This is a genomic window from Hymenobacter persicinus, assembly GCF_004167665.1.
Taxonomy (GTDB): domain Bacteria; phylum Bacteroidota; class Bacteroidia; order Cytophagales; family Hymenobacteraceae; genus Hymenobacter; species Hymenobacter persicinus.
Genome location: NZ_SEWE01000063.1, coordinates 1 through 22,750, shown reverse-complemented (window position 1 = coordinate 22,750; position 22,750 = coordinate 1). Strand labels below are relative to the sequence as shown.

Annotated in this window: 21 protein-coding genes; 8 read left to right on the top strand and 13 right to left on the bottom strand. The window is 64.7% G+C overall.

Annotated elements, in window-relative coordinates; genetic code table 11:
* Window positions 1–164 precede the first annotated feature (164 nt).
* The 5 genes from EWM57_RS19445 (at window position 165) to EWM57_RS19425 (ending at window position 5,989) form a co-directional block, all read left to right on the top strand.
* Window positions 165–641, top strand: coding sequence for a hypothetical protein (locus EWM57_RS19445; RefSeq protein ID WP_129922977.1), 477 nt, complete (start codon window positions 165–167; stop codon window positions 639–641).
* A gap of 432 nt (window positions 642–1,073) precedes the next feature.
* Window positions 1,074–1,388, top strand: a complete 315-nt coding sequence (locus EWM57_RS19440) for a GIY-YIG nuclease family protein (protein WP_129922976.1) — start codon at window positions 1,074–1,076, stop codon at window positions 1,386–1,388.
* A 336-nt stretch (window positions 1,389–1,724) separates the two neighbouring features.
* Window positions 1,725–3,959, top strand: coding sequence for a TonB-dependent receptor (locus EWM57_RS19435; RefSeq protein WP_129922975.1), 2,235 nt, complete (start codon window positions 1,725–1,727; stop codon window positions 3,957–3,959).
* Window positions 3,960–4,081: 122 nt separating this feature from the next.
* The gene (locus EWM57_RS19430) at window positions 4,082–4,792 is read left to right on the top strand and encodes a hypothetical protein (RefSeq protein WP_129922974.1); all 711 of its coding nucleotides are present in this window, start codon (window positions 4,082–4,084) and stop codon (window positions 4,790–4,792) included.
* Window positions 4,793–4,918: 126 nt separating this feature from the next.
* Complete coding sequence (locus EWM57_RS19425) at window positions 4,919–5,989, top strand: sensor histidine kinase (protein ID WP_165370580.1); 1,071 nt, start codon at window positions 4,919–4,921, stop codon at window positions 5,987–5,989.
* A 178-nt stretch (window positions 5,990–6,167) separates the two neighbouring features.
* On the opposite strand, the gene EWM57_RS19420 is transcribed toward EWM57_RS19425, so the two are convergent.
* Window positions 6,168–8,159 carry a gliding motility-associated C-terminal domain-containing protein gene (locus EWM57_RS19420; RefSeq protein WP_129922972.1) on the bottom strand — a complete coding sequence of 664 codons (1,992 nt, stop codon included), beginning with the start codon at window positions 8,157–8,159 and terminating at the stop codon, window positions 6,168–6,170.
* Window positions 8,160–8,562: 403 nt separating this feature from the next.
* On the opposite strand from EWM57_RS19420, the gene EWM57_RS19415 reads away from it, so the two are divergent.
* Entirely contained in the window at window positions 8,563–9,345 is a 783-nt protein-coding gene (locus EWM57_RS19415) for a LytR/AlgR family response regulator transcription factor (RefSeq protein WP_129922971.1), read from the top strand.
* A 99-nt stretch (window positions 9,346–9,444) separates the two neighbouring features.
* Here EWM57_RS19415 and EWM57_RS19410 read toward each other — a convergent pair whose 3' ends face one another.
* From EWM57_RS19410 to EWM57_RS19390, 5 genes are read right to left on the bottom strand one after another with little or no spacing between them, the layout of a single operon-like run.
* Complete coding sequence (locus EWM57_RS19410) at window positions 9,445–10,203, bottom strand: LytR/AlgR family response regulator transcription factor (RefSeq protein WP_129922970.1); 759 nt, start codon at window positions 10,201–10,203, stop codon at window positions 9,445–9,447.
* Window positions 10,204–10,258: 55 nt separating this feature from the next.
* A complete protein-coding gene (locus EWM57_RS19405; RefSeq protein ID WP_129922969.1) occupies window positions 10,259–11,281 on the bottom strand; it encodes a sensor histidine kinase in 1,023 nt (340 codons plus the stop codon).
* A gap of 54 nt (window positions 11,282–11,335) precedes the next feature.
* Entirely contained in the window at window positions 11,336–11,851 is a 516-nt protein-coding gene (locus EWM57_RS19400; RefSeq protein WP_129922968.1) for a DUF2867 domain-containing protein, read from the bottom strand.
* Window positions 11,852–11,900: 49 nt separating this feature from the next.
* The gene (locus EWM57_RS19395) at window positions 11,901–12,764 is read right to left on the bottom strand and encodes a hypothetical protein (RefSeq protein WP_129922967.1); all 864 of its coding nucleotides are present in this window, start codon (window positions 12,762–12,764) and stop codon (window positions 11,901–11,903) included.
* A gap of 44 nt (window positions 12,765–12,808) precedes the next feature.
* Window positions 12,809–13,252 (bottom strand): ABA4-like family protein, encoded by a 444-nt coding sequence (locus EWM57_RS19390; RefSeq protein WP_129922966.1) that lies wholly within the window; start codon window positions 13,250–13,252, stop codon window positions 12,809–12,811.
* Between the two features lie 182 nt (window positions 13,253–13,434).
* On the opposite strand from EWM57_RS19390, the gene EWM57_RS19385 reads away from it, so the two are divergent.
* Window positions 13,435–14,121, top strand: a complete 687-nt coding sequence (locus tag EWM57_RS19385; protein WP_129922965.1) for a hypothetical protein — start codon at window positions 13,435–13,437, stop codon at window positions 14,119–14,121.
* An 80-nt stretch (window positions 14,122–14,201) separates the two neighbouring features.
* On the opposite strand, the gene EWM57_RS19380 is transcribed toward EWM57_RS19385, so the two are convergent.
* Both EWM57_RS19380 and EWM57_RS19375 read right to left on the bottom strand, forming a co-directional pair.
* On the bottom strand, window positions 14,202–16,346 hold the full coding sequence (locus EWM57_RS19380; RefSeq protein ID WP_129922964.1) for a dipeptidyl-peptidase 3 family protein: 2,145 nt from the start codon (window positions 16,344–16,346) through the stop codon (window positions 14,202–14,204).
* 138 nt (window positions 16,347–16,484) lie between these two features.
* On the bottom strand, window positions 16,485–17,627 hold the full coding sequence (locus EWM57_RS19375) for an AMP-binding protein (protein WP_129922963.1): 1,143 nt from the start codon (window positions 17,625–17,627) through the stop codon (window positions 16,485–16,487).
* A 208-nt stretch (window positions 17,628–17,835) separates the two neighbouring features.
* Between EWM57_RS19375 and EWM57_RS19370 the strand changes: the two genes are divergently transcribed.
* Window positions 17,836–18,057 carry a hypothetical protein gene (locus tag EWM57_RS19370; RefSeq protein ID WP_129922962.1) on the top strand — a complete coding sequence of 74 codons (222 nt, stop codon included), beginning with the start codon at window positions 17,836–17,838 and terminating at the stop codon, window positions 18,055–18,057.
* 66 nt (window positions 18,058–18,123) lie between these two features.
* Here the strand turns inward: EWM57_RS19370 and EWM57_RS19365 are convergent, their stop codons facing one another.
* The 5 genes from EWM57_RS19365 to EWM57_RS19345 all read right to left on the bottom strand — a co-directional run.
* A complete protein-coding gene (locus EWM57_RS19365) occupies window positions 18,124–19,719 on the bottom strand; it encodes an ABC-F family ATP-binding cassette domain-containing protein (RefSeq protein WP_317128211.1) in 1,596 nt (531 codons plus the stop codon).
* A gap of 173 nt (window positions 19,720–19,892) precedes the next feature.
* Complete coding sequence (locus EWM57_RS19360) at window positions 19,893–20,318, bottom strand: DUF1810 domain-containing protein (RefSeq protein WP_129922961.1); 426 nt, start codon at window positions 20,316–20,318, stop codon at window positions 19,893–19,895.
* A 108-nt stretch (window positions 20,319–20,426) separates the two neighbouring features.
* On the bottom strand, window positions 20,427–20,789 hold the full coding sequence (locus EWM57_RS19355) for a DUF6370 family protein (RefSeq protein ID WP_207218358.1): 363 nt from the start codon (window positions 20,787–20,789) through the stop codon (window positions 20,427–20,429).
* A gap of 118 nt (window positions 20,790–20,907) precedes the next feature.
* A complete protein-coding gene (gene menB, locus EWM57_RS19350; RefSeq protein ID WP_129922960.1) occupies window positions 20,908–21,732 on the bottom strand; it encodes a 1,4-dihydroxy-2-naphthoyl-CoA synthase in 825 nt (274 codons plus the stop codon).
* A gap of 59 nt (window positions 21,733–21,791) precedes the next feature.
* Window positions 21,792–22,750 (bottom strand): thiamine pyrophosphate-binding protein (locus EWM57_RS19345; RefSeq protein WP_242510150.1); only part of this gene is annotated, 959 nt, incomplete at its 5' end.

Below are 22,750 nucleotides of genomic sequence, written 5' to 3'. Positions count from 1 at the left end.
GCGGGGGCAGTGGGTTCAGAAATCCCGCCCGGGAAACTGGAGAAGTGGGCGGAATTACCCATCTTCCCCTACGTTCCGATTTATGCTATTGATATCCCTGTATAGACACGCCTGATGGGGGTAAGTGCGCGTATCATTTCTCACTCTCTTAACCCCCATTTCGTATGAGTAACCGCATTTCCGTGGTGCTGCCCGCTGCCGTGAAGCAGAAAGTGGCCGACGCCCTCACTCTCATCCGGCAGGAGCTGACGCCCTACCTGCACCCGCTTACCCCCGAAGAGCGCCAGGGCATCGTCAAGATGGGCGACCGGTCGGTGGCCTTCATGGAGGACATCCGCGACTACGGCACCACCACGCCCGGCTTCGTGCCCTCGTTCGTCGATTTTGCGGGCCTGAAAGAAGACCTGCAAGCCACCACCGACCTCGACGCCATCCTGCGCCCCCTGGAGCAACTGGCTACCGACGTGGAAAGCACCCGCATGCAGACCGGCGGCGAGGCCTACGCGGATGCGCTGGCGGTGTACCGTAACATCCAGAGCGCCGCCAAAAGCAACGCGCCCGGGGCTCAGGCCGCCGTGGACAAGCTCAAGGTGCGCTTCGTGGGGCAGGGCAAGGAGAAGAAGCCGGCGGCCAAGTCCTGAGTCGGCTGCAAAGTAACTCTGGCTGAATTCAACGCCCCCGTCCGGAACTGCCGGGTGGGGGCGTTGTACTGGGAAGCCAACTCAACGCGGTTGGAGAAGAACCCGACCCGGTAGAAAGGCAACTGCACCCGGTTAGAGGACAACTCAGCGCGGTTGGAAGTGAATCTGCCGCGGTTTGAACCCAACTCAACCCGGTTGGAATGCAACCCAACCCGGCTCAAAGTCAACCGGGCGCGGTCAGAACAGAACTAGTTGTCCAGCGAAGCCGACCAACTGAGTTGGGAGAGAAAACGGGCAGGCCTGGCGGAAAACAGAGCTGGTTTTCAGCACTACCAACGGAGCTACACAACCCGTTTGTCATCCTGAGCAACGCGAAGGACCTCTCCCGCTTCGTTGCCAAGCTAACTTTCAAACAAACCAATCCTTACCATTTTGAACCCCCACCGCTATTCCCTCTACATCATCACGAACCCCACTAAAACGGTCCTGTATACTGGGGTGACCAACGACCTGGTAACCCGCCTGCAGCAGCACTGCCAGAACCGGGGCAGCGCCGCAACTTTCGCGGGCACGTATCATTGCTATCAGCTGATGTACTTCGAGCATTATCAGCAGGTAGACCAAGCCATTGCCCGCGAAAAGGAAATAAAAGGCTGGACGCGGGCGAAGAAAGATGCCCTGATATACCAACTCAATCCGGATTGGCAAGTGCTGGACCCGCTGCTTTGGGAGGATGCGCCGCAATAGGTTCACGACGAAGCGGGAGAGGTCCTTCGCGCTGCTCAGGATGACAAACGAAGTGGGAACGTGCTTCCACCTCAGTATGCGCAATGGCAGCGCGCCGCAGCCGCTGCCCACGAAGGCCGCGGCTGCGGCGCGCTGCCAGCTCAAGCAGGGCGCCCGGCCGGATTAGGGCGGTACTGCGGGCAAGGAAGAAGGCCTATCCAAAGAAGGCTGGGCTTATTCTCGGGCACTTCATCCCCGCCTCCCACGCTTCATCCCCCTGATCCGACGCTTCAGCAACCTTTAGTTTCGGGCCTCCCCCGGGCGCTTCACCTTTGGGCATCACTTTTCTGCTGCTCCATGAAACGCCTGTTTCTATTTCTGCTTTTGCTGGCCACGCTGCCCCTAGCTGCCCAGACTCCCGCCACCACTATCACCGGCACCGTCCGCGACGCGGGCGGCCGGGCGCTGCCGGGCGTCAACGTGTTCCTCAAGTCCACCTTCGACGGGGCCAGCACCGACTCACTGGGCCGCTTCCGCTTCAGCACCCGCAGCACCGGCACCCTGCCGCTGGTCGTGACCATCCTCGGCTACATGCCCCAGGAGCAGCCCGTGGTGCTCGACGGCAAAAGCCAGGAGCTGCGCTTCACGCTGAAGGAAGTGCGCAACCAGCTCGGCGACGTGGTCATCACCTCGGGCACCTTCGAGGCCGGCGACAGCAAGCGCAGTACGGTCTTCTCAGCCCGCGACGTGCAAACCACCGCCGGGGCCAGCGCCGACGTGGCCGGGGCCTTCAACACCCTGCCCGGCACCACCCGCAACGGGGAGGAGGGCAAGCTCTTCGTGCGGGGCGGGGCCGCCGGCGAAACCAAGCAGTACCTCGACGGCCTGCTGCTGCAAAGTCCCTACAACGCCAGCCTGTCGGGGGTGCCGGCCCGGGGGCGGTTTGCGCCCAACCTGTTCAAGGGCATGGCCTTCAGCACCGGCGGCTACTCGGCCGAATATGGGCAGGCGCTAAGTGCGGTGGTGGTGCTCAACTCCGAGGACCTGGCCCCCGAAACCCAGACCGGCATCACGGCCCTCTCCTTGGGCAGCGTGGGCCTTTCCCACCAGCACCGCGGGGAGCGGTCCTCGGTGGCCGTCAGCGGCGACTACATGAACATGCGCCCCTACTTCGGACTGGTGCCCCAGCGCCTGCTCACGGCCTTTGAATCGGGGGGTGGTTCGGTGGCGCTGCGCCGCAAGGTGGGCGAGATGGGCATGGCCAAGGTCTACGGGCAGTTTACCCGTCAAACCCTGGGCGTGCGCCTGCCCGACCCCCAGTGGGTTGGGGGCCGCCCCGCCGGGGTGGAATCGGGCAACACCTACCTGAACACGACTTACCGCAACGCCCTGCGCCGGGGCTGGTCGGTGCAAACTGGCCTGGCCGCCACCCGCGACCTGCAAAGCCAGCACCTGACCGTCCGCGACGATGCCACGGGTGAGGAGCAGCGGCAGGTGGCCCGGGAACTGGAGCAGTCGTTGGTCGGCCGCGTGGTGCTCACCAACGACTCGGCCAGCGCCACCTGGAACCTGAAGGTGGGCGCCGAAGGCCTGCTCCAGCGTGACCAGCAGCGCTACCAGGCCGGGCGCGACACGCTGTTTCAGTTCCATGAGCAGCGGGTGGCGGGCTTTGCCGAAACCAACTTCACGCTCTCCAACAAGCTCGTGGGTCGGGTAGGGGCCCGGGCCGAGTACTCCGGCATCCTGGGCCGCTGGAATGCCGCCCCGCGGGTGGCGCTGGCCTACCAGCTCGACGAGAAAACCCAGCTTTCGGGGGCCTGGGGCTACTTCTACCAGACCCCAGCCAACGACCTGCTGCTGCGCGCCGCCCAGCCCCGGAGTCTGCGCTTCGAGCGGGCCCAGCACGTGCAGCTCACCTACCTGCGCACCTACCAAGACCGCACCCTGCGGGTGGAAGCCTACTCGAAAGCCTACGGCCAGCTCGTGCGCTACGACCAGGCCCAGCCCTACAACGCCCTGACGCCCTACGACCCCGCCACCTACCGCAGCGCCGGCACCGGCTACGCCCGGGGCGTGGACGTGCTGCTGCGCGACAAGAAAACCCTCAAGTACTTCGACTACTGGGTTAGCTACGGCTTTCTGGACACCAAGCGTCAGCAGCGCCAGGACCCCGTGCTAGCCGTGCCCACCTTTGCCGCCCGGCACAACCTGAGCCTGGTGGGCAAGTACTGGGTGGCCAACATTCACACCCAGTTTGGGGCCACCTACACCTACAACAGCCCCCGGGCCTACTATAACCCCAACGACCTGAGCGGCTACAACACCGGCCGCCTGCCCAGCTTCCAGGATTTGAGCGTGAATGCCAGCTACCTGACCAGCCTGTGGGGCAACTTCACCATCGTGCACGTGGGTTGCACCAACGTGCTGGGCCGGCAGAACGTGTACGGCTACCGCTACGCCCCCACCCGCGACGCCAGCGGGCAGTTTGCCAGCGTGGCCGTGCTGCCCTCGGCCCCCCGCATGGCCTTCGTGGCCCTGCTGATTTCCATCAACAAGAAGCAGCCCGTGGATACCACCACAGCCCCCGAGTAGCCCGAGTCGGCACTTCATCGGCCTGATCTGACGCTTCGGTAACCTTTGTTTTCAAACGGCCCCGCCGCCGGCCACCTTTACACCATACTCTTGCATCCGCCACTTCTCTTTTCGCCTGTATCATGAAAAAAAACCTGCTGATCCTCGCCCTGGCCGCCGTTTCTTTCTCCGCTGCCGCCCAAACCAAGCCTGCTGCTCCCGCCGCTGCTGCTGCCTCCGTGGCCGCCCCGGCCGGCTACGCCGAGCAGCTGGGCGCCACCATCACCGAGCTCATGAGCACCGGCGACGCCGCCCAGCTTCAGGAGACGGTGAACAAGCTCGAGCGCGCCGCCGCCGCCGCCCCCACCGACTGGCTGCCCCGCTACTACCAGGCCTACGGCCGCACCCTGCTCACCTTCGTGACCAAGGAAGACGGCCCCGCCAAGGACAAGTACCTCGACCAGGCCACGGCCGCCCTGGAACAGGCCCGCAAGCTGGGCGGCGACGAGTCGGAGCTGCAGGTGATGCAGGCCTACATCAACCAGGCCCGGCTGATGATTTCGCCCATGACCCGCTTCCAGACCTACGGTGGCCCCATCGGCGAAGCCCTGGCCAAGGCCAAGGGAGCAAATCCGGCCAACCCCCGGCCTTACCTGCTGGAAGCCAACAGCGTGTACTTCACGCCCAAGATGTTCGGGGGCGGGCCCGAAGCCGCCAAGCCCCTCTACGAAGCCGCCAAAGCCCGCTTCACCGCCTTCAAGCCCGCTACGGCCCTGGCCCCGAACTGGGGGGAGCGACAGGTGGATGGTCGCCTGAAAAGCTACGAGCAGCCCGCCGCCCAGGCGGCCAAGTAGCCCCGGGGGCACGGCCCGGACCCGGCAGCGGCGGGTCCGGGCCGTATTTTTTTACGGTTTACCTGCGGTTTCTGCCCGTATCTTGCCATGCTCCTGTTGCTTCCTTTCGCCGTCCGCGCCTGCCGTATGCTTACTGAACCCCAGCCCATCATGCCGCCCCGCCTGGCTGCCCGCGCCCTGGGGCGGGCGGGACTGCGGCTGCTGCTGATTTCACTCACCATCAGCCTGTTTACCTGCTTCAGCTGCTTCGGCGACCTGCGGCGGATGCTGATCAACTTCGTGTTTACCAGCATCTACACCGTGGGCTTGTGGCTGGTCAACGGCTACTCCGTGGACGTGCTGGACCGCTACGTACGCTGGCGCGAGGCCCCGGGCAAGCGGCTGATGCTCACGCTGGTCGTGTCGTTGGGCGGCTCGTTTCTGGTGATTCTGCTCGTGCAGGCCGGCTACCTGCTCTACCGGCAGCAGAGCCTGCGCGGGCTGCTGGCGTCCAATCAGATGGGGGGCTACCTGTTTCCCATCATCATCACGGTGCTGATTTCGATGTTTCTGCACAGCCGCTCGTTTCTGCTGGGCTGGCGCGAGGCCCTGGTGCGCAACGAGCGGCTGCAGAAGGAAATGGCCCAGGCCGAGGCCGAAAGTCTGCGCCAGCAGCTCGACCCCCACTTCATGTTCAATGCCCTGAACGCCCTGACATCGTTGGTGGAGGAGGAGCCCAAGCTGGCCGTGCGCTTTATTCGCCAGCTTTCCCAGGTCTACCGCTACGTGCTCGATGCCCGGCAGCGGGAGGTGGTGCCCCTGGCCGAGGAGCTGGAGTTTGCCAAGTCCTACCTGTTCTTGCAGAATATTCGCTACGGCGAAGCCCTGCGGGTGGAGCTGCCGGAGGCGGCCGCCGTGCCTTTCAACGCGGTGGTGCCCCCGCTGAGTTTGCAGTTGCTGCTCGAAAATGCCCTTAAGCACAACGCGGCCAGTGTGGGGCAGCCCCTGCATCTGCGCATTGTGCTGGATGAGGGCGCCAAAACCCTGAGCGTGCACAACACCCTGCGCCCCCGCCGCCTGGGCCCCGACGAATCCACCGGCATCGGCCTGCCCAACCTGACGGCCCGCTACGCCCACCTCACCCCCGAGCCCGTGCGCGTGGAGCGCACCGAGCAGGAGTTCGTGGTGACCTTGCCGGTGCTGAGCTTGGTAGGATGAAGGGGCTATGCAGCCCACCTTCGAGCGTCTACCAGCTTACCTGGCCTAGTAGCCATCTAATCGGCCCGGTTTAGCGGGCACTGTCGCTAAGCGTCCCGGGCGCTAGCACTGGTAGCCCTTGATTTCCTCGGAAGCCGTGCCGAATTGAAACTGGCTGCTTTTCCACACCTGCTTTCAATTAGCGCACGACTTCCACCCAACCTTTGAGCGACGCCCGCGGGCACCGCCCCGGCCGCTGCAATACGTAGTAATAGATACCGGCCGGCAAGCCATCGGCAGCCCAGTGGTTGTCGTATGCTGGTGCCTCGTAGACGAGCCGGCCCCAGCGGTTGTACAGCCAGGCATGGGTATTGGCGGCCAGATTCGGAACCACCCACTGGTCATTGAGCTGGTCGCCGTTGGGCGTAATGATATTGGGCGGAATGCTGGGGCGTAATTCGTCCGCCGTGATGGTACTGGCAAGCTGATAGGTGCAGCCGGCCAGCGTACGAACCGTCAGGTAATAGGTGCCGGAAGCCGTTACCACCAAGCTGTCGGCAGTTGCCCCCGTGCTCCAGGTCAGGGCGCTGCCGCGGGGCACACCAACCGCCCGGAGCAGCCGACCTTCCCAGCAGGCCGTAGAACTCACTTCCAGCCGTAGCCCCGCCGGGAGCCCACCGGCGCTGCAGGGAGCCGGCGCGTTCAGGCGGGCCACAAATCCGTCGCTAAGAGCTGATGTCAGGGGCCCTACGTCGTTTCCCAGGCGGGCCTGGTTGCTGAACGTGCCACTTACGAGCAGTTGCTGATTCGACAGCGCGTGCACGGAGCCGGCAAAGTCATCCCCGGCGAAGGGGTACGAGTTCAGCACGGCGCCCCCATCGCCCCCGGCCAGCGTGACCCAGTTCCAGAGGCCCGTGGTACCGGCCATTTCCCCCACAAAAATATCCGGTCCGTCGTGGCTCACACTGGGAGCGGGTGGTAAGGTGCCGAACTGGCCCGCCCCCGAGTAACTGGCAGTCACGACGACGTTGCCCGCGGGCGTGGCACACAACCCGCCGGCGCCCATCGGGCGGCCGGTACCTGCCCCGGACGCAGCCCACAAGACCTGTCCTTGCTCAGCCGTGAGGCATGTCACAAACGAGCTGGTCGGGCCGGGGCCGTTGGGTAAGGAAACCGCCGCCACCCGGGCTGCTCCCTGATAGCGCCCACTGGCCACCAGATTGCCATCAGGCAACACGATAAGCTGCTGGGATTCTCCCCAACTGGTCGATTCCACCCGCTGCACCCAGCGCCATTGGGCACTTACCGGGTCAAGACGCCCCACGAAGGGCTGCGGCACGCTGGTACTGGGCAGCGGCGGTAGGCCGTTGAGCGTAATAGAACCCTGCAGGGCGCCGGTCAAGGCAACGTCGCCGCCCGGCAGGGCCACTACGCCCGAGGCGTGGTCGGCGCCGGCGCCACCCACACCGAACGCCTGAAGCCACTGCCCGGTCGCTACGTCGAGCCGGGCTACGAAGAAATTCCAGTTTTGCGCCGTCGAGCCGGTCGGCAACGAGGAAAGGGCCGGTAAGCTGCCAAGGTTCGTTGTGCCGCTAAAGGTGCCGACCACGACGGCCTCGCCGTTGCCGCGCAGGGCGAGACCATCTGGCCGCACCAAGTTGTAGCCCATGAGGGGAGTGGTGAGGCGGGCCAGCCAGCGCCACTGGCCGGTGGCGCCATTGAGGCGGGCAACAAACCCTTCGTAGGCGGAATTGACGACACCCGCGCTAAACGGTCCGAACTGGGCCCCGCCACTTACTGCGCCCGCTACGAGCACATCCCCATCCGGGAGCATCGTTACCATAGTGGCAGCCGCGCCAAGCGTACTGGAAATGTCGGCCACCCAGCGCCAGCTGCGGCCGTCGGCCGACAAGCGGGCTACAAAACCGTTGTTGTAGGTAGTAGGAGCGGTCCAGGAGGCGGTCGGTTGTAATTTCATCGACTTGATGTAGCTCCCGACCACGACCACCTCCTCATTGGCCGTGACAGCCGAAGCTATTATGTGCGTGTGTTGCACGCCCTGGGTGCGGGCGAGCAGCTCCCAGCTTTGCGCACAGGCGCGCCGCCCCGTGGTCAGCAGGAGGCACCCGACAAGGAAAGTGAAGCCAAGACGAAACAGGTGGCTGATGCTGTAATGAATGCTGGGTGCCATCGGGGAAAATCAATTTTTCCTCAAGTAAGCCCGGCCGGCAAGCAAACCCCATCCTACTTTGACCTTCCTCAGATATTGAAAACAGCTGCAAACTGTAGTTGGGTGTTGGATAAAGTATTGTGTAATAGATGTGTATGTGTTGTAATTTGCCTCTGGGTTAGACTTTGTCAGCAGCGGTTTTACGTAGCGCCCCCTTAGTCTGTGGCAGTTGCTAGTCACCAAATCATTACGAGCCTGCGTGGAGTGGTCAGGGTTCAAGCGCTGATTCGCCAAATCAAGGTTCACACAATCCAGTATGGGGCGGGTTTCGCGAATCCGCGGCTCTGCCTGGCTAACATTACTGAGCAGCTCCGCCGCAGATTCCCCACATTTGCCGCCGGAGCCCACTTTCCCGTCAAAAATTATGAACGCCTTTGTTATCGAGGATGAGCCGCTGGCCGCCCGCCGCCTTACTGATTTACTGCGCCGCCAACACCCGCCCGTGGAAGTGCGCGGCACGGCCGACTCGGTGGAAGCGGCCGTGGTGCTGCTCGAAACCGCGTCCACACCGCCCGACGTGCTGTTTCTCGACATTCACCTCGCCGACGGGCTCAGCTTCGAGCTGTTCGAGAAAACTACGGTCAGCTGCCCGGTGATTTTCACGACGGCCTACGACGCCTACGCCCTGCGCGCCTTTAAAGTCAACAGCATTGATTATCTGCTCAAGCCCATCGACGAAGAGGAGCTGCAGGCGGCCCTGACCAAGCTGCGCGCCCTGCGCGGGGCCGCGGCGGCCCCCGCGCCGGCCTTTGATCCGGCGTTGCTGACTCAGGTGTTGCAGCAGCTCCAGCCCTCGGCCAACCAGTACAAAAAGCAGTTTGTGGTGAAGGTGGGGGAGCACCTGAAGGTGATTCCGGTGGAAAGCATCAGCTACTTTTTCAGCCTCGAAAAAGCCACGTTCGTGCAGACCCGGGAAAACCGCCGCTTCGTGGTCGACCAGACCCTGGAGCAGCTCGAGAAGCTGCTCGACCCGCGCCAGTTCTTCCGTCTCAACCGCGCCTACTACGCCCACCAGGACGCCATTCAGGACATTATCCACTACACCAACAGCCGCTTGAAAACCGTGCTGACCCCCGCCGCCCCCGACGGCGACGTGCTCATCAGCCGGGAGCGGGTCCCCGCCTTCCGGGCGTGGCTGGAAAGGTGAAATGGTGAACTGGTGAGTTGTCGTCCTGCCGGCGCGGTTTGGCGCTGCTGGCGCAGCTAGAACAAAAACTCGCCAGTTCACCACCTCACCATTTCGCTGCTACCCCTCCAGCCAGCTTTTAAATGCGGCGGCTTTTTCCTTGCTCACCAGCACTTCCTCCGCGGGGGCAGGGTGCAGGTCGGGCTTGAGCTTGCCGTGGAAGTGGGGGTGCAGGCGCTGCACGGCCTGCAGGTGGGTGATAAACTGCCGGTTGAGGCGAAAGAAGTGCTGGGGCTCCAGGAGCTTTTCCAGTTGCTCCAGGGTGTAGTCGACCACGTAGCGGCGGCCGTCGGTGGCTACCAGCGTCGTGACTTCGTGGCGGCTCTGAAACCAGGCCACGGCGCTGGCCGGCAGGGGCAGCAGCTGTTCCCCGCTGCGCACCAAGAACCGGGTTTTGTACGACTGAGCAGGCCGGGGCAGACTGTCGCGCAGAGTTTCGAGCTGCCGGGCGGGAGCCGTGGGCGTTTGCCAGTTGCGCAGCTTGGTCAGGGCCGCCTGCAGCTCGGTTAGCTTAAGGGGTTTGAGCAGGTAATCGACGCTGTTGGCCTTAAAGGCGCGCAGGGCGTAGGCGTCGTAGGCCGTGGCGAAAATCACCGGGCTGCGCACGATAACCTGGTCGAACACGTCCAGGCTCAGGCCGTCGGCGAGGTGAATGTCGCAGATAATCAGGTCGGGAGCCGGGTGGGCGCCGAGCCAGGCTACGGCCCCGGCCACGGTGTCGAGCACGGCGGCCACGCGGGCCTCGGGGGCGGCCTGGAGCAGCAGGCGCTGGAGGCGCTCGGCGGCGGGATACTCGTCTTCGAGCAGCAAAACCGTCATAGTACGGAAGAAAAGGCGGGATTAGGGAGCAGAAAAAGCCGGCGCAGTACAAGAACTACGGCAGCAGGGGCAACTCCACGGTGAAGGCGTCGGCGGTGGCCAGAATCCGCACGGGCTGGGGGGCCTGGAGCAGTTCGTAGCGGTGCACGGTGTTTTGCAGGCCCAGTCCGGTGCCGGGGCCCAGGCCAGCCGGGCGACGGCGCAGCGTATTCTGCACCCGCAGGTAGCCAGTGCCTGCGTCGGCGGTGATGCACACCCGCAGGGGGTGCTCCCGGCTTACCACATTGTGCTTGAGCGCATTTTCCACCAGCAGCTGCACGCTCAACGGGGCCACGCGCCGGGTAAGCAGCGTCGCCGGAATCTGGGTGCTGACTTGCAGGTTGTCGCGGAAGCGGGTTTTTTGCAGGGCCACGTAGGTTTCCACGAAAGCCAGCTCCTCGGCCAGGGGCACCGTGGCCTGGTCGCGGGCCAGCAGCACGTAGCGGTACACGTCGGCCAGCTGATCCACAAACTGCTGGGCGGGGGCGTTGGCTTCGTCGATGAGGGCGGCCAGGGTGTTGAGGGAGTTGAACAGAAAGTGCGGGTCGAGCTGGTTTTGCAGGGCCTCGAGCTGACTCTGGGTGCCCGCCTGCACCAGTTGCTCGGCCCGGCGCACGTTGAGCTCCCACTGCCGGAAAAAGTGGATGCTTTCGTAGAGCAGCAGCACCACCACGGTCGGAATCAGGTTGAACTCAATCTGGGTGAGCAGGCGGCCCGGGGTCAGGGAAAAGTAGGGCGGCAGCAGCAGGTGGAGCCCGGCCAGCAGCGTGGCCGTGGCCGCCGCGGCGTAGAGCCCGCAGCAGCCCGCCAGCAGCCACAGGCGCCGCCGGGTTTGCTCTACCCGGGGCAGCCGAGCCAGCAGCCGGGCCCAGATGGCGTGGGTGCCCAGCCACAGCACGGCCGTAAACAGCAGCGAAATAGACCAGTGCTGGAGCAGGAAAGTCGGGGTGAGGGGCCCGGGCAGGCGGTCCAGGGTCAGCAGCGAAATCAGGGCCGCCAGCAGCGGAATGCCCAGCAGGTACAGGCGGCGGTTGTTCATGAGCGGGTAGGCGGGGCGAAATAAAGCGGCAATAGCCCCGGTGGCCACTGGCGGCTAGGCGCGCAGGGCCTGGCGCAGCAGGGCTTTCACCACCAGGCCGTGCACGGGACGAATCAGGGTGAAATATAAGCGCCCAAACGGGTTGTGAAACCGCACGGCCGTACTCACCACGACCCGCGGTGGCGCTACAGTCGGCTCCGTTACCCACACCGACACCCGAAAGTCCAGGTGCCGGTCGTCGAGGCCCAGAAGCACTTCGGGGGATGAAACCCGAAAAATCCGGAACGGTCCTAATTGCTCGCCCGGCGCAATCCGCGCGTCGGGGCGGGGTGGGGCGGGCGGAAACGTGACCAGGCCGAAGGGGCGCACCAGCCAGTCGCGCAGCCGCAGCAGCCGGCGTACCCAGCCGGGAGCCTGCCCAAACAGCCGCTGGGCCACGGCCGGCGCCCGGGACGGCATGGCGGGCGGCAGCACCAGGGCGTAGGCATCGGCGTAGTGAAATCCGGGAAAGTCGTGGTACAGCTGGCTGGCCACCGGTACGGCGACGGTCGTTAGCGGGGAGGTGGGCATACGGTGGCTTGAAGTAGAGGCAGAGCAGCAAATAAGGTGGTGCCGGGGCCTAGCGCACCCTCCACAGCGGCAGGCCCTGCATGGCGTGACCGTACAGCCAGGCCACGGCCCCGGCGTAGAGCAGGGCAAACGCCAGCAGCCCGAACACCTGCCCGCGTCCCGACCAGGCGGGTAGCCAGCGCGTGAGCAGCCAGCCGGCCAGGGGCAGGGCCTGCAGGGCGTGCAGACCCAGAAAGTGCGCCGCCCGCAGGTCGCCGGCCCGGGTGCTCCAGCCCAGCCCCGGCAGGCCCGGCCCGCCGTCGGCCGCGCCGATGGTGTGGCCCAGGTGCCGGATCATGACGCCCCCGACGGCGCTGCCCACCAGAAACAGCAGCAAACCCAGCCGAATGCCCCAGGCGTAGGCGGCCGGCCCGGCCAGCTCGTAGCGGCTGGCCAGTACCAGGGTCCAGATGAGCAGCGCGGTGTTAAGGAAGATAAACAGCCCCATGATGCCGAACAGGGCGCCGTCGAGGGCCGAGCTGACGTTGTAGTGGGACGTCGTGCCGCGGGCGGCCTGCAGGAAGATGACCACGATTTCGGCACCCATACTCAACGCCACGCCCCAGCTGATCAGGCGGACGGCCCCCTGAGCCGCGGCCGGCAGGGCCGCCAGCAGCCAGCCCAGCGTCCAGGCATACACCACGATGGACAACGCAAACTTTAGGGGCTTGATCCACACGTTGAGCTCCGTCACCGTGCGGTGGTCGAGGGCCAGCAGCAGCACCGCCAGCGCGGCCAGGGCCACGTGCGCCCAACCCGCTGCCGACAATACCGGGTTCAGGCGGTGGAGCTCGCGCAGAAACTCCCCAACGCCGGACTCATTGACCGGAGCCGCGGACAGGGAAATGGAGGACGAGGGCAGGAACGTTTTCATGGGCTGGCAAGAAGGCAGGTGGAAGGATTGGCAACCGGCGCATTTCAGGCCGTAACGCGCGGGGGCAGGGGGTAGAAGCGACGCAGAACGCCATAGAGCAGCAGGCCTCCGGGCCCCGCCAAAAACGTGAGGAGCAGGCAGGGCACGAGTAGGGCGTGGGGCAGGCCGCGCCGGTGGGCGTCGCGGGCCAGCCAGGCGCCCACGGCCAGGTCGAAGCAGAGGTAGTGCACCCAGCCGGCCAGCAGCGCCCACGGATCCTGAAACAGCGCGGCCACGGCCGCCAGGCTGCCGAAGCCGCCGCGGCCGGCGGCAGAACCCAGGTAGTGCGTGGCCAGCAGCAGGACGTAGGCGGCGGCCAGGGTCAGGGGCAAGGTGCCCGAGTGCACCAGGGCCCGGGTGAGGCGCCCGCGCGGGGTCAGCACCAGCAGCAGCCAGCCCAGCAGGGCGCCGGCGTTGGCAAGGGAAAACAGCAGTTCGGGCGTAAGCATGGCGGCCGGGGAAAGGAACGAAACGAAGGTAGTGGCTACGAGGCAGCCCGGCGAGGCCAACCGCGGTGAAGCCGCTGCTAGGCCGGGTGAAGCCGCCCGGCCGCGGGGGTGAACCGACGTTCGGTTGGGCTCCGGCCGACCAAGCAAGCCGGTTTCCCCGGCCGGGTTTGTACCTTTGGGGCGTGAGCACGCGCAGGAAATCGATTTGGGGAGGCTGCCTGGGGGCATTGCTGCTGGCCGCGCCGGCCGTCGCCCAGCACGCCGACTACGCCACCGACAGCGCCCAGCTCCACCGGCGCCCGGTGTTTCAGCTCGACGTGCGCAACTCCATTCTCAACCACCGCTACGTGACGCTGCTGGGGCTCAAGCTGGGCGTGGAGTGGCGCACCCGGGTCCGGACCGGCCTGGGCGTGTACCTGCTCAGCTCCCCGATTCCCTCGCGCCAGCCCCTGCCCGCCGAGCTGCCCGCCGCCACCCGTAACGAGCTGCGCTTCCGCTACGTGGCCGCCTACGGCGAGTATGTGCTGCTGCGCAACCGCCGCTGGGAACTCAGCAGCCAGCTCCAGATGGGCGTGGGCAAGTCCTACTCCCGCTACTTCGTACCCGATGGCACGGTGCTCCGCTCCCCCAAGCGCACCATCTGGCTCACCGAACCCACCGTGGCGGCCCAGCTGCGCATTTTCCGGTGGTTTTCGCTGGGTTCGGGGCTGGGGTGGCGGCAGCCGGTGTTCGTCAATGAGCTGCTCCAGCACGAGTTGAATGGGCCGGTGTTCTACGGCCGGGCCAAAGTATCCCTCGGCGACCTGTACAAAACCCTGCGCTTCAAGCGCCGCCTGTTCAGCCAGAACGGCCTGCGCCCCGACGAGTAGCCCACCAGCCATAAAAAAAGCGTCCGGTAAAGCATGAGCTTTACCGGACGCTACCCAGGGTTTCTTACCCCGGTACGGCCTTAGTTGTAGTTGGGCAGGTACTTGTACTTGCGGCTGTAGTCGAGCATCTGCTGGGCGAAGTCGGAGGGGTATTCCACCTTCACGTCCGTGATTTTACCACCGACTTCCACCGGCACTAGGCGGGGCTGGATAAAGCCCTGGTAAGGGGCAATGTTGAGCTTGGCGTAGCGGTCCAGCACTTCTTTGTGCAGCACGGGGTCTACTTTCACGCCGTAGGTTTCAATCAGGTTTTTGGCCGCGGCGTAGTCGCCTTCGCTGGTCAGGCGCTGCAGCTCCCGCAACAGCTGCCCAAACAGGCCGCGCAGCTTCTGGTAGTCGTTGATCTTGAAGTAGGTTTTGCCGTCGCGGGTCACCTTCTCAATCACGTTGTCCTTCTTACCCTTCTCGAAGGCCCACTTGGCTACCATCTGGCGGTTGCGCATGTGCGCTTCCTCCACGGTTTCGCCCAGGGGCAGGCGCACGAGCTGGCTCATCAGGCCGTTGCGGATGTAGTTGTCGTACTCGGCCTTGCCCACTTCCAGGCTCGGCACCACGCCCAGCTGCACCAGCTTCTCGTCCATCAGGAAATACAGCGCGACCAGGTCGGCGCGGCCTTCCTCGATGGCGGAAGCGTAGTTTTTTAGGGTTTCCTTGGGCGTGCCCACCCCGGCGTTGATCTGGCCCGAGGCGTGACCAATCACTTCGTGCATGTCGGTGTGGAGCTTGCCGGCCAGGCCCGCAAACTGCCGGGCTCGGGCTTTTTCCTCGGCCGAGTAGGCAAACTCGTCGAGGGAGCCCCCCGCGTCAGCCAGGCCGTAGGCGTCCACGATGTTGCCCAGGTTCACCGACTTCGAGCCGTGCTCCTTGCGAATCCAGTTGGCGTTGGGCAGGTTGATGCCGATGGGCGTGGCCGGGGCTGCGTCGCCGCTTTCCACCACCACCGTAATCACCTTAGCCGTGATGCCGACCACGTTTTTCTTCTTGTGCTGGGGCAGGATCGGGGAGTTGTCCTCAAACCACTGAGCCTCGTCGCCGATGGCCTTGATGCGCTTGGTGGCCTCCAAATCCTTGAACGACACCACCGACTCGTAGGTGGCGCGGTAGCCCAGCGGGTCGCCGTAAACTTCGATAAAGCCGTTCACTACGTCGGTGCGGCTTTTCGTGTCGCGCACCCAGGCAATGTTGTACTCGTCCCAGAGGCGCAGGTCGCCGGTGCGGTAGTAGCTGATCAGGCGCTCCAGGGCCAGCTTCTGCTCGGGCGTATCAGCCACATCCACGGCTTTGCCCAGCCAGTAAATCACCTGGGTCAGGGCCGGGCCGTACATGCCGCCCACCTTCCAGGGCAGCTCAAACACGCGGCCCTGCTTGTCCTTGACGAGCTTGGAGTTCAGGCCGTATGAAATCGGGGTCTTGCTTTTCTTGTCAATCTTCTTGGCGTAGTAGGCCTCGGCTTCCTTCTGGGTCACGTTCTCGTAGAAGTTGGTGGCCGAAGTCGTCAGCAAATCTTTGCCGGCCTCCTGGTTCACGCGCTTGGGCGCCACATTCGGGTCGAAGATAATGGGCGTGATGGTGGCCAGGAATTGGTCCACGGTTTCGCCTTTTTCCAGCGGCAGGGTGCCGGCATCCACGCTTTTCACCAGCTCGGCGAAGTACTGCGGGGTGCATTCGGGCACAAACTTCTTGGTGGAGTAGTGGTGGTGAATGCCGTTGGAAAACCACACCCGCTTGGTGTAGATGTTGAGCTTGTTGGCCTGGTCGACGTTGCCCGTGTTGGAGGTATTGGCAATGCGCTCCTGGTTGGCCGTCCAGAGGGCTTCCAGCGTGCGGCGCACCCGCAGGTTGTGCTTGTAGTTCTGGTCGTAGGTGATTTCGCGCCCGCTCAGGGCCGCCTCGTACATGTAATAGAGCAACTCCTTCTGGCGGGGCTCCAGGGTTTCGAAGCCCGGCACCTGGTAGCGGAGCAGGCGCAGGTCGGCAAATTGCTCGGTAACGGTCTGGAAAGCCGGCTCAGCCGCAACGGCGGGCGTGGGAGCCGGCGTCGTGACGGTCTCGGTGGTGGCCGAAGTGGCCGCGGCCGGGGCGGTGGTAGCGGTGGTGCCGGCGCAGCCACCCCCGAATTGGGCCGCCAGCAGCAGCGCGGCCGCCGAAATTGTATTACGCTTCATTACGAGAAATGCAGAATGGGAAAGTTGCACAAAGCAAAGGCTTTTTTCACATAGTTAGGTGCCTCCACTTGGCAACCGGCTCCTGACCCCAGCGCCGCCCCGATGGACACTATAAAACCGCCTCCACATTAGGCCAGGCTAGGGGTGCCGCTCGTTGGGGCGGGTGGCGGCCAGGCTGCGCACGGTGCTCAGCCGGTCGAGCTTGCCCGAGGCGGTGGTCCGAAACTGCGGCACGTAGAGCAGCTCCCGGGGCCGTTCGTAGCGTTCCAGCCGCTCCCCGAGCAGGGCCAGCAGCTTCTTGGCCTGGACGTCGGGCAGGGGCGCGCCTTCCAGAAAGGCCGTGACCTGCTCGCCCAGGCGGGCGTCGGGGCGGCCGGCCACGAAGGCGCGGCGGCCGGGCAAGCCCAGCTCGGCCAGAGCCACTTCCAGCACCTGTTCCACCTTTTCGGCCTGCACCTTCACGCCCCCGGAGTTGATGACAAAGTCGGCGCGGCCCAGCCACTCAAACACGTGCTCTTCCACCAGCCGCACCCGGTCGTTGGTGGTTACCAGCCGGTCGTCGGTTACGTCGGCGCGCACGGTCAGGCAGCCGCGCGCATCCTGCCCGACGTGAATGCCGGGCAACACCCGGTAGTAGGACGTCACGGCGGGCCCGTTGAGGCGGCGCAGGGCAATGTGGGAGGCGGTTTCGGTCATGCCGTAGGTGAGGTACACGGGCACCTTGAGCGGCTGAATCTGCTGTTGCAGGCTGCTTTCCACCGTGGCCCCGCCCACCAGGATGGCCTTCATGCGGTTCAGGCGCGGGCCGTAGTTGTGCGCCAGGACCTCGCGCAGCTGTAGGGGCACGAAGGAGGCGAAGTCGAACTGGGCCGCGGCGGGCAGCTGGGCCAGCGGGTCGGCGTGGGGTTCCACGATGGTCATGTGCAGGTTCAGCTCCAGCCCGCGCACGAGCATCATCAGCCCGCCCACAAACTCGCAGTTCAGGCACACCAGCATCCGGTCGCCGGGGCCCAGGTCGAAGTAGTCGCCGGTGCGGCGGGCGGAGGCGGCCAGCTGGCGGCGGCGCATGGTCACGAGTTGGGGCTTGCCGGTGGAGCCCGACGTGCGCAGCCCGAATTCCTGGGCCCCGTTGAGCCATTGCCGGCAAAAGTCGAGCACCTTGGCCTCATAGCCGTTCAGGTCCACGGGGCTGTCGGCGGGATAGCGCCGGATATCGTCGTAACGGAATTCGCGGCCGTTGAGCAGCAAAGAATCGGGCAGCAGAGGAGCGGGGGCAGACATAGGCAAAGCGGAAAGAGCCAGCGGCAAAGATTCAGGTAATACAACCGAAACTGCATACGAAGCTCCCGCCGGAAAGCTGGCTTTGCGTGCTTGCGGCTGAGCTGCAGCAAAATAAAGTGCCCAGTGGAGCAGGCCCGCCGACGCGCGGAGACTTGACTTGGCACCGGATAAAGTGGTATCTTAGGATTGTTCACCAACCGCTCCCGCCATGAACTCCACCGCCCCCACGCCCTTTTCGCTGGTCAAAACCTGCGTGTTTCGCCGCTACATCACGCTGCGCAACTACTCGGCTGCGCCCGTGGCCAGCCTGGTTGCTGAAGCGGCCCGCCGGGCTGCCCGCAAGCTGCGCAAAAAAGAAGTGAAGAGTGAGCGGCTGCGCGACTTCTACGGCTGGTGCGCGGGCTGCGAAGCCTACGGCTCCATCTTTTGATTTTCAACCTACCCACATAAAAAAGGGCCGCCTGAGCTATCAAGCGGCCCTTTTTCGGGCGCAGGCTCAAGGCAGGTTGAGGGTGCGCGTGACGCCTATCTGCCGCAGGAAATGCTGGTCGTGCGAGACGACGACCAGCGTGCCCTGGTAGTCGTTGAGGGCGGCGGTGAGGATGGCCAGGTTCTGCAGGTCGAGGTTGTTGGTGGGCTCATCGAGTACAATTAGGTCGGGGGCCTGGCTGCCGATGGTCAGGCAGCACAGCGTGAGCCGCATTTTCTCGCCTCCGCTCAGCGCCCCGCAGCGCTTGTCCCAGGTGGACGGGCCAAACAGAAACCGGTTCAGCCGAATCTTGACTTCGTGCTCCTGCAGGCCGGTGCGGTTGAACTGCTGGGCCTGCTCGTACACCGGCAAGTCGTTGGCGAGCAGAGAATAATCCTGGTCGATGTAGACCGTGCGGAGGCCGGCCCGGTGCAGGGTGCCGGCGTGGGGCTCGGCCTGGCCCAGCAGGAGCTTGAGCAAGGTGGTTTTGCCCGCACCGTTGGAGCCGGTCAGCGCCAGCCGTTCCCCGCTGCCAAGCTGAAATGTCAGCGGCGGCTCCCACAGCCGGACGGGCCCGTAGCCGAAGTTGACGTCCTGGGCCGCCACGAGGATTTTACCCCGGTGCAGAGAGGAGTTGTCGAAGTTGAACTTCATCTGGTCGGCCTCGGGGAGTTCCTGGCGCAATTCGTGCAGTTGCTGGCTTAGCTGGCCCACTTTCTCGGCGTGCACTCCGCGTAGGCGGGAACCGCTGTTCTGGGCGTTGTTTTTGAGCACGTTCTGCATCACCACGGGCAGCCCGGCCTTTTCCTGCTTTTTGCGCCCCCGGGCATCGAGCTTCTGCTGCCGCTCGGCGGTGTCACGCTCCACTTCCCGGGCCTTGCGCAGGGCCTTTTCCCGACTCGCCACGTCCTGGGTCAGGGCGGAGGCGGCCAGCTGCTTCTGCTCGGCATAGAAGTCGTAGTTGCCGCCGTAGGTGGTCAGCCCGCGCCGGCTTAGCTCGTACACCGGCGCAAGCAAGTTGAGCAGCGTCCGGTCGTGGCTGACGACGAGCACGGTGCTGCTGCTGCCGCGGATGTAGTCGTAAAGCTGCTGCCGGGCGGCCCCGTCGAGGTGGTTGCTGGGCTCGTCGAGCAGCACAATGTCGGGTTGGTGCACCGCCAGGCCCGCCAAAAACACCTTGGTTTTCTGGCCCCCGCTCAGCGTGTGCATGGGCTGGGTGAGCGTGACGCCCGCCAGCTGCCAGGCCATTAGCGCGTCGGCGCAGCGCTCCTCCAGAGTCCAGTCGTCGTGAAGCTCAGTCAGGTTCTCTTCCGTGACGTGGCCGGCCAGAATGGCGTGCAGTGCCTTCAGCCGGGATTCCACGCCCAGGGCCTGGGCCACGGTCAGGGCGTTGAACTGCCCGAAAATCTGGGGCACGTAGTAGGGGCGGGAGCTGGCGCGGACCTGCCCGGCCGAGGGCGGCAACACGCCGGCTGCCAGCTGCAAAAGGGTTGATTTGCCCGCGCCGTTGTTGCCAATCAGGGCGGCTTTGGCGGACTTGCCCAGCGTCAGGCTCACGTGCTCGAAAAGCACCTCCTGATTGGGATGGATATAGGTAAGGTTTTCCAGGAAAAGCATGGCCATTTCTTTGAAAAGGTGAATGCCTGCGGCCCGCCAGGAGGCGGCCGCTGCGTCAGTTTTCGAAAGAAAGGGCCTCTTACATACGTGGCTTTTACAACTGGTTAGCGTCCTCGGGCCGGAGCGGCGGAGCGGCCGAAAACCGGGGGAGGAAGGCCCAAAGGTCGGTAATTCTGCCGCTACCGGGCAAGCAGCCGGCGGGTTTTCTCGTCGGCCGCGCCCCCGAAGAACTTGTCCAGCACGGCCTGAAACACCGGGTTGGGGCTCGGAAGGGCCGCAAACAGCGTCATGCTGGAGCGCAGCTTCATGTCGTCGGGGCTGCCGAAGATGCGGCCGGCATCCGCCGGCTCCAGCGCCAGCAGGGCCTGGCTGATTTCGACCAGCCGGGCGCCCAGCACCGGGTGGCGCAGGTAGGATTCGGCCTCGGCCAAGTCGTGGATGGCGTAAAACCGGGACGTTTCGCTCAGGCCCAGCCCCTGAATCTGGGGAAAGACAAACCACATCCAGTGGCTGCGCTTGCGCCCGGCCCAGGTTTCGGCCAGGGCCGCGGCGTAGCTGGATTGCTGGGCGTCCAGAAAGCGGTTCAGGTGGTTATCGGCAGGCATAGCGCAGCAGGTTGGGCGAACAGCGGGCGGCGCAAGGATGGCCGGGCTACCCGGTGTACGGGTGCGGCCGAGCCGGAGGTTACGCCCCGGCGGCTGGTTTGCCCAGCGCTACTTTGCGGGCGCCGTTGCCGGTAGCAGCCGAAAATACGTAGCCTTGAACCGGTTGTCCACTATTTCTCCCTGCACCTGAGCCTGCCGGATAGCCTGGCAGAAACCGTCCTTGGCGTGGGCATCCCCGTGGGCGTCGATGCTGGTACCGTCCACGAAATAGGCTTGGCCGTTGAGCCGTACGGCTAGGTCGCAGCTTTTGCCCGGCAGACCCAGCCGGCACTGCCCGCAGGAGGCTTCCACCACCTGCACCGGCCGGGCAGGGTCGGGGGTCGCGGCGGCAGAAGGCGCCGCGGCCGGCTGCTGGGCGTATGCGGCGGCGGTGGCCAGGCTTAGGAGTAGCGTCAGCAGCAGGGTTTTCATCGGGCAGCAAATTTGAGGCAGGACTTCGTTCAAATATACGGGTTCGGCAACCAGCCCGAAAAAGCAACTGCCCGCCTTGACGGGGCGGGCAGTTGAGAAATGGCTCTGGTAAGCAGGCTCACGGAAACTTGGGGTACTTCGAGAAATCGGGGGTGCGCTTCTCGATAAAGGCGTTTTTGCCTTCCTTGGCTTCCTCAGACAAATAGTAGAGCAGCGTGGCGTTGCCGGCCAGCTCCTGAATCCCAGCCTGCCCGTCGAGCTCAGCGTTGAACGACGACTTGAGCATGCGCAGGGCCAGGGGGCTTTTCTCTAGGATCTTCTTGCACCAGGCCACGGTGGTTTCCTCCAGCTTGTCGAGGGGCACCACTTTGTTGACCAGGCCCATGTCGAGGGCTTCCTGGGCGTCGTACTGGTCGCAGAGGAACCAGATTTCGCGGGCTTTTTTCTGCCCCACCACGCGGGCGAGGTAGGAAGCGCCGAAGCCGCCGTCGAAGGAGCCAACCTTGGGGCCGGTCTGGCCGAAGCGGGCATTTTCGGCGGCAATGCTCAGGTCGCAGACCACGTGCAGCACGTGGCCGCCCCCGATGGCCCAGCCGGCCACCATGGCAATGACGGGCTTGGGAATCGAGCGAATCTGCTTCTGCAAATCCAGCACGTTCAGGCGGGGCACGGTGTCCTCGCCCACATAGCCGCCGTGGCCGCGCACGCTCTGGTCGCCGCCCGAGCAGAAGGCTTTGCCGCCCTCGCCGGTCAGAATCACCACGCCGATGTCGGTGCGGTTGCGGCAGATGTCCATGGCCTCAATCATCTCCTGCACCGTCAGGGGCGTGAAGGCGTTGTGGACCTGGGGACGGTTGATGCTGATTTTGGCGATGCCCTCGTGGAAGGTGAAGAGGATTTCGCGGAACTCCTTGATCGGAGTCCAGGTGAGTTGTTCGGCCATAGGGGAAAAGTCAAAAGGCCCGCCCAACGGCTGCGGCAGACCTGGCAATGAGGAAATGGTTAAACAAAAGAAGTACGCACGGCTTGGCGGTAGTGCTCAAAAAATGCGGCGTTGGTTTGGCTGTCGGTCGTGATTTCCAGCAGCGCCGCGCTGCTGCCGGGCGCAAAGAAAACCGCCAACGCCACTTTGAGTTCATCAAAGGTAGTGGCCGTGAAGTAGCGCAGGTTGAAATCCCGGGCCGTATGCTCGGCGGTGAGGGGCTGGTAGGTTTCGAAAAACTCCTCTAGCTCGGGCTGCTGGCGGGGCCCGTCGATGAGGCGGAAGATGCCGCCGCCGTGGTTGTTAAACAGCACCACCCGCAGGTTGGGGGTAGGGTAGTTCTGCCAAAAGGCGTTGCGGTCGTAGAAAAAGGCCACGTCGCCGGTGAGCAGCACCACGGGGCGCTCGGGCTGGGCCAGGGCCGCCCCCACGGCCGTGCTCGTGCAGCCGTCGATGCCGCTGGTGCCGCGGTTGGCAAACACTTCCACGCTTTTCGCGTCGGGCACGCCCAGAATGTTGGCGTAGCGCACGGCCATGCTGTTGGCCAGGTGCAGGGCCGTATGGTCGGGCAGGTGGCGCAGGGTGTGGTGAAAGGCGGTGAATTCGTTGAAGGGCTGGTCGGGCCGGGCCATAAACTCGGCCAGGAAGCCCTTGGCCCAGCTGTCGGCCTTGTGCCAGGGCGTGGCGTAGGCGGCTTTGGCGGCGGCGTCCTGGGCGGGCAGCGCCCAGCCCGCTTTCGGCCAGGTGAGCCGCTCGGTGGTCGCGCCAAGCGTCGTGCCTGGATCAGCTGGGGGCGTTGCCGCAATAGCTTCGCCTGCATTGGCGCGGCCGACACTCTGGGCCTCGTCCGTGTCTTCCTCCGACACGAGTCCGCCGAACATGGAATAGTCGGTGGCAATGAGCTGCTTGAAAAATTCGGTCGGCTCCAGGCGCACGATGCGGGTCAGGGACTTGAACGTGTCGGCCACCGGGCCGGCGG

What these genes read in the sequence shown, in the direction of transcription:
- EWM57_RS19445 (WP_129922977.1), top strand. Translation starts at nt 165, where the DNA reads ATGAGTAACCGCATTTCCGTGGTGCTGCCCGCTGCCGTGAAGCAGAAA.
- EWM57_RS19435 (WP_129922975.1), top strand. Translation starts at nt 1,725, where the DNA reads ATGAAACGCCTGTTTCTATTTCTGCTTTTGCTGGCCACGCTGCCCCTA.
- EWM57_RS19430 (WP_129922974.1), top strand. Translation starts at nt 4,082, where the DNA reads ATGAAAAAAAACCTGCTGATCCTCGCCCTGGCCGCCGTTTCTTTCTCC.
- EWM57_RS19425 (WP_165370580.1), top strand. Translation starts at nt 4,919, where the DNA reads ATGCTTACTGAACCCCAGCCCATCATGCCGCCCCGCCTGGCTGCCCGC.
- EWM57_RS19420 (WP_129922972.1), bottom strand. Translation starts at nt 8,159, where the DNA reads ATGGCACCCAGCATTCATTACAGCATCAGCCACCTGTTTCGTCTTGGC.
- EWM57_RS19415 (WP_129922971.1), top strand. Translation starts at nt 8,563, where the DNA reads ATGAACGCCTTTGTTATCGAGGATGAGCCGCTGGCCGCCCGCCGCCTT.
- EWM57_RS19410 (WP_129922970.1), bottom strand. Translation starts at nt 10,203, where the DNA reads ATGACGGTTTTGCTGCTCGAAGACGAGTATCCCGCCGCCGAGCGCCTC.
- EWM57_RS19405 (WP_129922969.1), bottom strand. Translation starts at nt 11,281, where the DNA reads ATGAACAACCGCCGCCTGTACCTGCTGGGCATTCCGCTGCTGGCGGCC.
- EWM57_RS19400 (WP_129922968.1), bottom strand. Translation starts at nt 11,851, where the DNA reads ATGCCCACCTCCCCGCTAACGACCGTCGCCGTACCGGTGGCCAGCCAG.
- EWM57_RS19395 (WP_129922967.1), bottom strand. Translation starts at nt 12,764, where the DNA reads ATGAAAACGTTCCTGCCCTCGTCCTCCATTTCCCTGTCCGCGGCTCCG.
- EWM57_RS19390 (WP_129922966.1), bottom strand. Translation starts at nt 13,252, where the DNA reads ATGCTTACGCCCGAACTGCTGTTTTCCCTTGCCAACGCCGGCGCCCTG.
- EWM57_RS19380 (WP_129922964.1), bottom strand. Translation starts at nt 16,346, where the DNA reads ATGAAGCGTAATACAATTTCGGCGGCCGCGCTGCTGCTGGCGGCCCAA.
- EWM57_RS19375 (WP_129922963.1), bottom strand. Translation starts at nt 17,627, where the DNA reads ATGTCTGCCCCCGCTCCTCTGCTGCCCGATTCTTTGCTGCTCAACGGC.
- EWM57_RS19370 (WP_129922962.1), top strand. Translation starts at nt 17,836, where the DNA reads ATGAACTCCACCGCCCCCACGCCCTTTTCGCTGGTCAAAACCTGCGTG.
- EWM57_RS19365 (WP_317128211.1), bottom strand. Translation starts at nt 19,719, where the DNA reads ATGGCCATGCTTTTCCTGGAAAACCTTACCTATATCCATCCCAATCAG.
- EWM57_RS19360 (WP_129922961.1), bottom strand. Translation starts at nt 20,318, where the DNA reads ATGCCTGCCGATAACCACCTGAACCGCTTTCTGGACGCCCAGCAATCC.
- EWM57_RS19355 (WP_207218358.1), bottom strand. Translation starts at nt 20,789, where the DNA reads ATGAAAACCCTGCTGCTGACGCTACTCCTAAGCCTGGCCACCGCCGCC.
- menB (WP_129922960.1), bottom strand. Translation starts at nt 21,732, where the DNA reads ATGGCCGAACAACTCACCTGGACTCCGATCAAGGAGTTCCGCGAAATC.